This is a genomic window from Shimia sp. (genome assembly GCF_041624275.1).
Classification (GTDB): domain Bacteria; phylum Pseudomonadota; class Alphaproteobacteria; order Rhodobacterales; family Rhodobacteraceae; genus Shimia.
Genome location: NZ_JBFJVE010000116.1, coordinates 1 through 9,890, shown reverse-complemented (window position 1 = coordinate 9,890; position 9,890 = coordinate 1). Strand labels below are relative to the sequence as shown.

The window sequence follows — 9,890 nt, the reverse complement described above, 5'->3', positions numbered from 1 at the left end:
TCTCGGGGCGCAGCATCGGGCGAATTGTGGCGGGCAGGGGCGCGGCGCTGGCGACGAGCAGCCCGCCGGGCGGCGCCGGGCGCGCCACCGGGCGCAGGGACTGGTCCGGCGCGCTGGCCGTGGCACCCTGCGCGCCAAGGCAGATGCCAAGCATCGCCGTCATCAATTGAAGCCGCATCGTTTCGCCTCGCTGTTCTTTTGGTTGCATGCTAGCGCGATTGTTTCGCTTGAGGAAGCAAAGCCGGAGGATCAGCGAAAAATAGGCCGGGGTTTGCCGCCCCGGCAGGGCCGCGGCCGCCTAGCGGCGCCGGCGCGCGACCTTGCGTTTCAGCTTGTCCGCCTTGCGCTTGGCCTTGGTCGCCTTGCGCCGCATCGGCCCGCCGCGTCCGCGCCGCCCCCCCGAGGGCAGTTTCCTGTCCTCGAGCTCGAGCAGTTCCAGCGCGATGCCGCCGGTCACCGGCGCGGCTTCGGTCAGCCGCACCAGAACCCGCTGACCAAGGCCAATGGTGGTGCCGGTTTCCGACCCGGTCAGGGTGTTGCTTTCGGCGTCGAAGCGGAAATACTCGCGCCCCAGTTCGCGCATCGGGATCAGCCCGTCGGCGCCGGTCTCGTCCAGCTTCACGAACACCCCGAACCGGGCAATGCCGCTGATGCGGCCGCCGAATTCATTGCCGATACGTTCCGACAGATAGGAAGCAAGATAGCGGTCGTTGGTATCGCGTTCGGCCAGCATCGAGCGGCGCTCGGTGTCCGAGATATGGCCCGCCGTGGCTTCGAGGTTCTCGATCCCCTCCGGCGACAGCCCGTCGTCGCCCCAGCCATGGGCCGAGATCAGCGCCCGGTGCACGATCAGGTCGGCATAGCGCCGGATCGGCGATGTGAAATGCGCATAGGATCTGAGGGCAAGGCCGAAATGGCCGAAATTCGACGGGCTGTAATAGGCCTGGGTCATGCTGCGCAGGGTCGAGATGTTGATCAGCTCGGCCTCTTCGGTCCCGGCGGCGGCATTCAGGAGCGCATTCAGGTGCTGGGTCTTCAGCACCTGCCCCTTGGCCAGGGTGAAGCCGGCCGATTGCGCCGTCTCGCGCAGCGCGTCGAGCTTTGCGGGGTTGGGTTCTTCGTGGACCCTGAACAGCAGCGGCGAGCGCGCCGCCAGAAGCGTCTCGGCGGCGGCGACATTGGCGAGGATCATGAATTCCTCGATCAGCCGGTGCGCGTCGAGCCGGTCGCGGAACATCACCGAGGCGACCTTGCCCTCGGGGGTCAGTTCGACCTTGCGTTCCGGCAGGTCCAGCTCAAGCGGCTGGCGTTCGGCCCGTGCCTTGCGGGTCGCCTCGTAGGCGGCGTAAAGCGGCTCGATCACCTCATGCATCAGCGGCGCGCATTTGTCGTTCGGGGCGCCGTCGCGGGCCTGTTGCACCTCGGCGTAGTTCAACGAGGCGACCGAGCGCATCATGCCGCGCACAAAGCGGTGGCCGATCTTGCGGCCATGGGAATCAAGCTGCATGCGCACGGCGATACAGGCGCGCGGCACGCCTTCGTGCAGCGAGCAAAGGTCGCCCGACAGGCGATCGGGCAGCATCGGCACCACGCGATCGGGGAAATAGCTCGAGTTGCCGCGCTTGCGCGCCTCGTGGTCAAGTGCGCTGGCCGGGGTCACGTAATGCGCGACATCGGCAATCGCCACCCAGACCACATGGCCGCCCTCGTTGGCCGGGTCGTCATCGGCATGGGCCCAGCAGGCATCGTCGTGGTCGCGCGCATCCGCCGGGTCGATGGTGACCAGCGGCAGGTCGCGCAGGTCTTCGCGCTGGCCCAGCGGCGCCGGTTTGGCGGCATCCGCCTCGGCGATCACCCGGTCGGGGAAGCGGTCGGGAATGCCGTGCTGATGAATGGCGATCAGCGACACCGCCTTGGGCGCCGACGGGTCGCCCAGCCGTTCGATCACCTTGGCGCGTGGCAGGCCCAGGCGCCCTTTGGGGCCGGTCTGCTGGGCCTCGACCAATTCGCCGTCGCGGGCGCCGTTCACGCCCTCGGCCAAGACCTGCCATTCCTTGCCGTCGCCCTTGTCGATGGGCAGGATGCGCCCGCCCTCGGTGGTCTTGCGGAAGACGCCAAGCACCTGGCGGGGATTGGTGCCGATGCGCCGGATCAGCCGGGCTTCGTACTGGTGGGTCTCGCTCTTTACCTCGGTCAGGCGGCCGAGAATGCGGTCGCCCTTGCCCAGTGCCGGGTCGCTGGCGCGCGGCACCACCAGGATCACCGGGGCCGCGCCTTCGCCATGCCACTCCAGCGGGCTGGCAAAGAGGTCTCCGTCGTCGTCCTGTCCGCCGACCAGCAGCACGCTGACCGGGGGCAGACGGTCGGGGTCGCGATAGGTTTTCTTGCGTTTTTCCAGATGCCCCTCGGCCTCGAGTTCTTTCAGCAGCCGCTTGAGGTCGATCCGCGCCGCCCCCTTGATGCCAAAGGCCTTGGCGATGTCACGTTTCGAGGTCAGGGTCGGGTTATCGGAAATCCATTCGAGAATTTCCTCTTTGGTCGGTATGCGCATGTTTTCGCCCTAGCACGCCTGTAGGCCGCCGTCATCGGGAATGTTGCCGGTCGGCTCACTCCTCGAACTGTTCCACCAGTTCCCGGCTGACGGTTTCGAGAAAGCGCGCGGCGGCCACCGGCAGGGTGCGTCCGCGCAGATGTCCGGCTGTCAGAACGCTCGTGGCCACGCCCTGCAAATCCACCGGCACCGCCACCAGGTTATCTTTGGCCAGTTCCGGGCGCCGGTTGATCGCGAGACAGAAACTCAGGGCTTCGCTGTCCTGCGACATCAGCCGCAACAGATCGAGACTGTTGGATTCCAGTACCGGCTTCAGCTCGATCCCCACCTTGCCGGCGGTGGCGTCGAGAATCTGGCGGATGCCCTGCGGCCGTTTCGGCAGCAGCAGCGGGTAATCGGCGCAGTCATAGATCTTGAGCGATCTGCGCTGCGCCAGCGGATGATCGGCGGCCATGATGCAATACATCGGCTGGATCACCGAACACACGGTCTGGAAGTCGGACAGGCGGAGCGGTTCGTAGACGACGGCGATGTCATTGCTGTTGTCCAAAAGCGAGGCCTCGGCCTCGCCGCGTTCATAAAGGCTGACCGAGAAGGTCACGGCGGGAAACTCGGCGAGATGGGCCTTCAGCAGCCGGGGCAGGAAAAAGGGCACCACCTCGCGGGTGGCGGCAATGTTGATATGGCCGGCCCGCATGCCCGACAGGTCGGCGATGCGCGATTTCACCCGGTCCATGTCGGCGAACTGGTCGCGGATATGCTTGAGCAGGATTTCCCCGGCGATATTGGGTCGCAGCCCCGACGGGTGGCGTTCGAAGATCTCGACCCCGAGTTCCTCTTCCACGCTCTGGATGCGGCGGATCAGGGCCGAAGGGGTGATGTTCAGCTGCTCGGCCGCGCCGCGCAGCGACCCGGCCTTGGCGATCCCGTCGATATACTTGAGAATCAGCATGTGGCGCATGGGCGTGTCCCGATTGTCCCGGCTTGCGTTGCGTTTTTAACAACACTTACCGGAAAGAATAGCAACAGACAACAACACTCACTTGCGGTATTAAATGGGTCAAACATGCTTACCAATACTCAGCCAGCCCCGGAAAGCCCCATACAATGACGCCGACCCAAGCCAGGTCCGCAGGTGCCTCTCAGCCTGCCCCGCCCCAGAAACTTGTCGTGATCGGTGCCGGTATGGCCTCGGGGCGGCTGCTGGAGGAATTGGCAAAGCTGGCGCCCGAGAAATACGAGGTGACCCTGTTCGGCGCCGAGAAATGGGGCAATTACAACCGCATCATGCTGTCGCCGGTCCTGTCCGGCGAAAAACAGTTCGACGAGATCATCACCCATGACGCCGACTGGTATGCCGCGCAGGGCATCAACTGCCGCTTTGGTGAGACCATCGTCAAGATCGACCGCAAGACCAAGCGGGTCATCAGCAACCGGGGGGCAACCCACTATGACAAGCTGGTGATCGCCACCGGCTCGGCGTCGTTCTTCATTCCCGTCGCCGGCAATGATCTGCCCGGCGTGGTGGGTTTCCGCGATCACGACGACGTGGAGCGCATGCTGGAAGCCGCGCAGAAGCCCGACGGCAAGGCGGTGGTGATCGGTGGCGGCCTGCTGGGCCTCGAAGCCGCCGCCGCCCTGCATGCGCGGGGCATGAAAGTGACCGTGCTGCACCTGATGGGCCACCTGATGGAGCGCCAGCTTGATCCGACGGCGGGCTATCTGCTGAAGAAGGAACTCGAAGGGCGCGGCATCCGGGTGGTGTGCAACGCGCATACCAACGCGATTGTCGGTGACGGCAAGGCCGAGGCGGTGCTGCTCGAGGACAATGCCACCCACGAGGCTGACCTGGTGGTGATGGCGGTGGGCATCCGGCCCGAAACCCGGCTGGGTGTCGATTCGGGTCTGGAAACCAATCGCGGCATCGTGGTCGACGACCATATGCGCACCTCGGATCCCGACATCATGGCCATCGGCGAATGCGTCGAACACAACGAGACCGTCTTCGGTCTGGTGGCGCCGCTCTATGATATGGCCAAGGTGGCCGCCAAGCAGCTGGCCGGACCTTCGGAGGCCGGCTTTTCCTATGGCGAGACACCGACCAAGCTCAAGGTCACCGGTATCAACCTCTATTCCGTGGGCGATTTCTCGGACGGTCCCGACCGAGAAGAGATCGTGCTGCGCGATGCCACCAAGGGCATGTACAAGCGCGTCGTGCTGCGCGACAACCGCATCGTCGGCGCCGTGCTTTACGGCGACGTCAGCGACGGGCCCTGGTATTACGACATGATCCAGCAGAGCACCGATGTCTCGGAGATGCGCGAGACGCTGATCTTCGGACAGGCGCATCAGGGTGGCGGCGGCTTCGACCCGATCGAGGCGGTGGCGGCGCTGTCGGATGACGCGGAAATCTGCGGCTGCAACGGGGTCTGCAAAGGCGATATCGTCGCGGCGATCGGCGCCCACGACCTGACCACGCTGGACGAGGTGCGCGCCCATACCAAGGCCTCGGCCTCCTGCGGCAATTGCACCGGGCTGGTCGAGAACCTGATGGCGGCGACGCTGGGCGATGCCTTCAGCGCCAATGCCGTGAAATCGATGTGCGGCTGCACCGAGCTCACCCATGGCGACGTGCGCCGCCTGATCAAGGCCAAGGAACTGAAATCCATCCCCGCCGTGATGCAGGAACTGGAGTGGAGCACCTCGGGCGGCTGCGCCAAGTGCCGCCCGGCGCTGAACTATTACCTGCTGGCCGACTGGCCGGGCGAATATGTCGACGATCAGCAGTCGCGTTTCATCAACGAGCGCGTGCATGCCAACATCCAGAAGGACGGCACCTATTCGGTGATCCCGCGCATGTGGGGGGGCATGACCAATGCCGCCGAACTGCGCGCCATCGCCGATGTGGTCGACAAGTTCGAGATTCCCACCGTGCATGTCACCGGCGGCCAGCGCATCGACCTCTTGGGCGTCAAGAAGGAAGATCTGCCCGCCGTCTGGTCGGATCTCAACGATGCCGGCATGGTCTCGGGTCATGCCTATGCCAAGGGTCTGCGCACGGTGAAGACCTGCGTCGGCAAGGACTGGTGCCGCTTTGGCACCCAGGACAGCACCGGGCTGGGCGTGCGGCTGGAGAAATTCCTCTGGGGCTCCTGGGCGCCGCACAAGATCAAGCTTGCCGTCACCGGCTGCCCGCGCAACTGCGCCGAGGCGACCTGCAAGGACATCGGCGTGATCTGTGTCGATAGTGGCTACGAAATCCACTATGCCGGGGCAGCGGGCCTGCACATTCAGGGCACCACCAAGCTGACCACCGTGGCCACCGAGGACGAGGTCATGGAGATCGCCGCCGCCATCGTGCAGATGTACCGCGAACAGGGCCATTATCTCGAACGGATCTACAAATGGGCCGAACGCATCGGCCATGACACGGTGCGCGCGGCGATCCTCGACGACCCCGAAGGCCGCCGCGCCTATTACGATCGCTTCGTGTTCTCGCAGCAATTCGCGCAGACCGATCCCTGGTCCGAGCGTGTCTCGGGTGTCGACAAGCACGAGTTTAAACCCATGGCGACGCTAGAACTGGAGCCCGCAGAATGAACGCGATGACAAATATCTGGACCCCGGTTGGCCAGCTTTCCGACATTCCCCGCCAGGGCGCGCGCTGCGTGCGGCATGGCGACACCAAGATCGCCGTCTTTCGCACCTCGGACGACCGGGTCTTTGCGCTCGAGGATCAGTGCCCGCACAAGAACGGCCCCCTGTCGCAGGGGATCGTGCATGATCGTGGCGTGACCTGCCCGCTGCACAACTGGGTGATTTCGCTGGAAACCGGCACCGCGATGGGGGCCGACGAAGGCGAGACCCGGACCTATCCGGTCAAGGTCGAAGGTGACACCATCATGGTCGCGCTCTGAGCGTCATCGCTCAATGCGCACCTGAAGGAAACCGGCGCGCCTGGCTGGCCGCGCCGGTTTCCGCCTTTCAGATCACCCGGTCACGCGGCGTGCGCCCGGCAAAGAAATCGCCGAGATTGTCGAGCACCCGAAAGCCCATCGCCTCGCGCGCCTCGCGGGTGGCGCTGCCCAGATGCGGCAGCATCACCAGATTGTCGCAGTCGATCAGCTCGGGGCTGATGTGCGGCTCGCCGTCGAATACGTCCAGCGCCGCCCCGCCGATGGTGTCGAACCACAGCGCCCGGGCCAGGGCCTGTTCGTCGATCACCTCGCCGCGCGCGGTGTTGATGAGATAGGCATCGGGCTTCATCAGGTCGAGGCGGCGGCCGTTGATCAGATGCCGGTTGGCGGCCCCGCCGGGGCAATGCAGCGACACGAAATCACACTGCGGCAAAAGCGCGTCGACGCTGTCGACCTGCACGGCATCGTATCTTGCCAGCAGCGCCGGATCCACGCGCGAGCGGTTCTGCACCAGGATCTTCATGCCAAAGCCGTGATGGGCGCGTTTGGCCACCTCTTGTCCGATACGGCCAAAGCCGATGATGCCCAGCGTCTTGCCGCTGACCTTGGTGCCGATCAGATGGGTCGGGCGCCAGCCAGACCAGCGCCCGGCGCGCAGTTCGCGTTCACCCTCACCGGCCCGCCGCGCCACCATCAGCATCAGCGTCATGGCGATGTCGGCGGTGCATTCGCTCAGCACATCCGGCGTGTTGGTCACCGTCAGCCCCAGATCGCGGGCCCGGGCCTCGTCGATATGGCTGTAGCCGACGCCGTAGTTCGCCAGGATTCTTGTCCGCGCCCCCGAGACGTCCAGCGCCTCGGGGCCCAGTCGGTCGGTTACTGTCGGCAGCACCGCGTCATAGGTTTTCAGCGCGTCACGAATCTCGCCGGCGGCCAAGGGCTTGTCGCCGGTGTTCAGCACCACATTATAGTCTTCGGCCAGACGCGCCTCGACCGCGGCCGGCCAGCGCCGGGTCACAAGAACAGAAGGTTTCACCATCATGCCGCCCTTTCCAGAACGCGGGCGATGGTCTCTCCGATCACCGCCGGGTTTTCGGCCACGGTCACACCCGCCGCCGAGAGGATCTCGACCTTTTCCGAGGCGCTTTCGCCAAAGGCCGAGATGATTGCGCCCGCATGGCCCATGGTGCGCCCCTTGGGGGCGGTCAGGCCGGCGACATAGGCCACCACCGGCTTGGTCACATGGTCGCGGATATACTCGGCCGCCTCGGCTTCCTGCGGGCCGCCGATCTCGCCGATCAGGGCGATCACATGGGTGTCTTCATCCTGTTCGAACCATTGCAGGATATCCTTGAAGGACGATCCGTTGATCGGATCACCACCGATGCCGACGCTGGTCGAAACGCCGAGGCCGCGTTCTTTCAGCTGGGCTGCGGCCTCGTACCCCAATGTGCCCGAACGGCCGATGATGCCGACATTGCCCTGCAGGTAGATATGGCCCGGCATGATGCCCAGAAGCGCCTTGCCGGGGCTGATCGTGCCGGCACAGTTGGGGCCGGTCAGCACCATGCGCTTGCCGCGCGGATAGCGGTACATGTAGCGTTTCACCCGGATCATGTCCTGCGCCGGGATACCGTCGGTGATGCAGACGCAATAGCGGATGCCCCCATCGGCGGCTTCCATGATGCTGTCGGCGGCAAAGGGCGGTGGCACGAAGACCAGGCTGGCCTCGGCGCCGGTCGCGGCCACGGCCTCTTTCACGGTGTCGAAGACCGGCACGCCCTCGACGGTCTCGCCGCCCTTGCCGGGCACCACGCCGGCGACGACATTGGTGCCGTATTCGATCATGTCCTTGGTGTGGAACCGGGCCATCTTGCCGGTGATCCCCTGCACGAGAACAGGTGTGTTGCGGTCGATCAGGATGCTCATTTCACGGCTCTCACTCTGGTGGCTTGGTTCAAATCGTTCTTCCAGGCCCCGACCGAGCGTTCGGCGGCCTCGATCAGGGTCGTGGCGCGGATGATCGGCAGGCCCGACTTGGCAAGGATCCTCTGGCCTTGCTCCACGTTGGTGCCCGCCAGGCGCACGATCACCGGCACGTCGACCTGCACCTCTTTCAGCGCCTGCACCACGCCTTCGGCCACCCAGTCGCAGCGGTTGATGCCGGCAAAGATATTGACCAGCACCGCCTGCACGTTGTCATCGGACATCACCAGCCGGAAGGCCTTGGCCACCCGCTCGGGCGTGGCGCCGCCGCCGATGTCGAGGAAGTTGGCAGGCTCGCCCCCGGCCAGCTTGATGGTGTCCATGGTCGCCATGGCCAGACCGGCGCCGTTGACGATACAGCCGATGTTGCCCTCGAGCCCGACATAGGACAGGCCCCGGTCAGCGGCCCGCGACTCGCGCGGGTCTTCCTGCGACTTGTCGCGCAGCTCGGCGATCTGCGGATGCCGGAACAGGGCGTTGTCATCCAGCGTCATCTTGGCATCGAGCGCCAGAATGCGGTTGTCGCCGGTGACCACCAGCGGGTTCAGCTCGACCATGGTGGCGTCAAGCTCGGTGAAGGCGCGATAGCAGCCCTGAAGCGTGCGCACCATCTGCGCCATCAGTGTCGGGTCGAGTTTCAGGGCAAAGGCGATCTCGCGGGCCTGGAATTCCTGCAACCCGACGGCCGGCTCGACGATCTGGCGCACGATGCTGTCGGGGCGGGTGGCGGAAATCTCTTCGATCTCCATGCCGCCTTCGGCCGAGGCGACGATCATCACCCGCTGGCTGCTGCGGTCGAGCACCAGCCCGAGATAGATCTCGCGCGCGATCGGCACCCCGGCCTCGACATAGACGCGGTAGATGCCCTTGCCCTCGGGCCCGGTCTGATGCGTGACCAGCTTGCGGCCGAACATGTTTTCGCAGGCGTCCTGAATCTCGGCCTCGGTGTTGCACAGCTTGACGCCACCGGCCTTGCCGCGCCCGCCGGCGTGCACCTGCGCCTTGACCACCCATTTGTCGCCACCCAATTCGCGGGCGCGGTAGGTGGCTTGCTCGGGGCTATAGGCCAGCGCGCCGGGCGGAACGCTGACGCCAAACTTCGACAGAAGGTCTTTGGCCTGATATTCGTGAATGTCCATGGGTCTCCCTCACACGGCTACGGCAGTGGAAAAGCGCTGATTGAGAAGCTGATCGACCCGGTTGAGGTCAATCTCTGCGCCCAGATCGTTCAACGCCTGAGCAAAACGCAGGGCGATGTCGGTGATCGCAGATACGGTCAGAAGGTTCAGGATGCCGATCCGCACCTGCACCGGCGCCGACAGGGTCGGCCAGATGCCAAAGCCCTCGGCGCGGCAGGCCTGCACCAGCTCCAATTCGCGGCCCTTGAACGCCTCGGGCAGGTTCAGCACCAAGAGGCTGGTCATGTTCGAGGTGAC

At 65.1% G+C, this 9,890-nt stretch carries 7 protein-coding genes and 1 pseudogene; 2 read left to right on the top strand and 6 right to left on the bottom strand.

Annotated elements, in window-relative coordinates:
• Positions 1–298: 298 nt before the first annotated feature.
• Together rnr and ABZD10_RS10165 are read right to left on the bottom strand one after the other, a co-directional pair.
• Positions 299–2,551 (bottom strand): ribonuclease R, encoded by a 2,253-nt coding sequence (gene rnr / locus ABZD10_RS10170; RefSeq protein ID WP_372886266.1) that lies wholly within the window; start codon positions 2,549–2,551, stop codon positions 299–301.
• 55 nt (positions 2,552–2,606) lie between these two features.
• Positions 2,607–3,512, bottom strand: a complete 906-nt coding sequence (locus ABZD10_RS10165; RefSeq protein WP_372886265.1) for a LysR family transcriptional regulator — start codon at positions 3,510–3,512, stop codon at positions 2,607–2,609.
• Positions 3,513–3,658: 146 nt separating this feature from the next.
• Between ABZD10_RS10165 and nirB the strand changes: the two genes are divergently transcribed.
• Both nirB and nirD read left to right on the top strand, forming a co-directional pair.
• Complete coding sequence (gene nirB / locus ABZD10_RS10160) at positions 3,659–6,151, top strand: nitrite reductase large subunit NirB (RefSeq protein WP_372886263.1); 2,493 nt, start codon at positions 3,659–3,661, stop codon at positions 6,149–6,151.
• Positions 6,148–6,468 carry a nitrite reductase small subunit NirD gene (gene nirD / locus ABZD10_RS10155; protein ID WP_372886262.1) on the top strand — a complete coding sequence of 107 codons (321 nt, stop codon included), beginning with the start codon at positions 6,148–6,150 and terminating at the stop codon, positions 6,466–6,468. Before nirB ends, nirD begins: the two co-directional genes overlap by 4 nt.
• A gap of 67 nt (positions 6,469–6,535) precedes the next feature.
• On the opposite strand, the gene ABZD10_RS10150 is transcribed toward nirD, so the two are convergent.
• From ABZD10_RS10150 to ABZD10_RS10135, 4 genes and pseudogenes are all read right to left on the bottom strand, one after another.
• A complete protein-coding gene (locus ABZD10_RS10150; protein ID WP_372886267.1) occupies positions 6,536–7,507 on the bottom strand; it encodes a 2-hydroxyacid dehydrogenase in 972 nt (323 codons plus the stop codon).
• Positions 7,507–8,397, bottom strand: a complete 891-nt coding sequence (sucD, locus tag ABZD10_RS10145) for a succinate--CoA ligase subunit alpha (RefSeq protein ID WP_372886260.1) — start codon at positions 8,395–8,397, stop codon at positions 7,507–7,509. Before sucD ends, ABZD10_RS10150 begins: the two co-directional genes overlap by 1 nt.
• Complete coding sequence (locus ABZD10_RS10140; protein WP_372886259.1) at positions 8,394–9,593, bottom strand: malate--CoA ligase subunit beta; 1,200 nt, start codon at positions 9,591–9,593, stop codon at positions 8,394–8,396. Before ABZD10_RS10140 ends, sucD begins: the two co-directional genes overlap by 4 nt.
• 9 nt (positions 9,594–9,602) lie before the next feature.
• Positions 9,603–9,890: pseudogene (locus tag ABZD10_RS10135) on the bottom strand (aminotransferase); the annotation flags it as partial.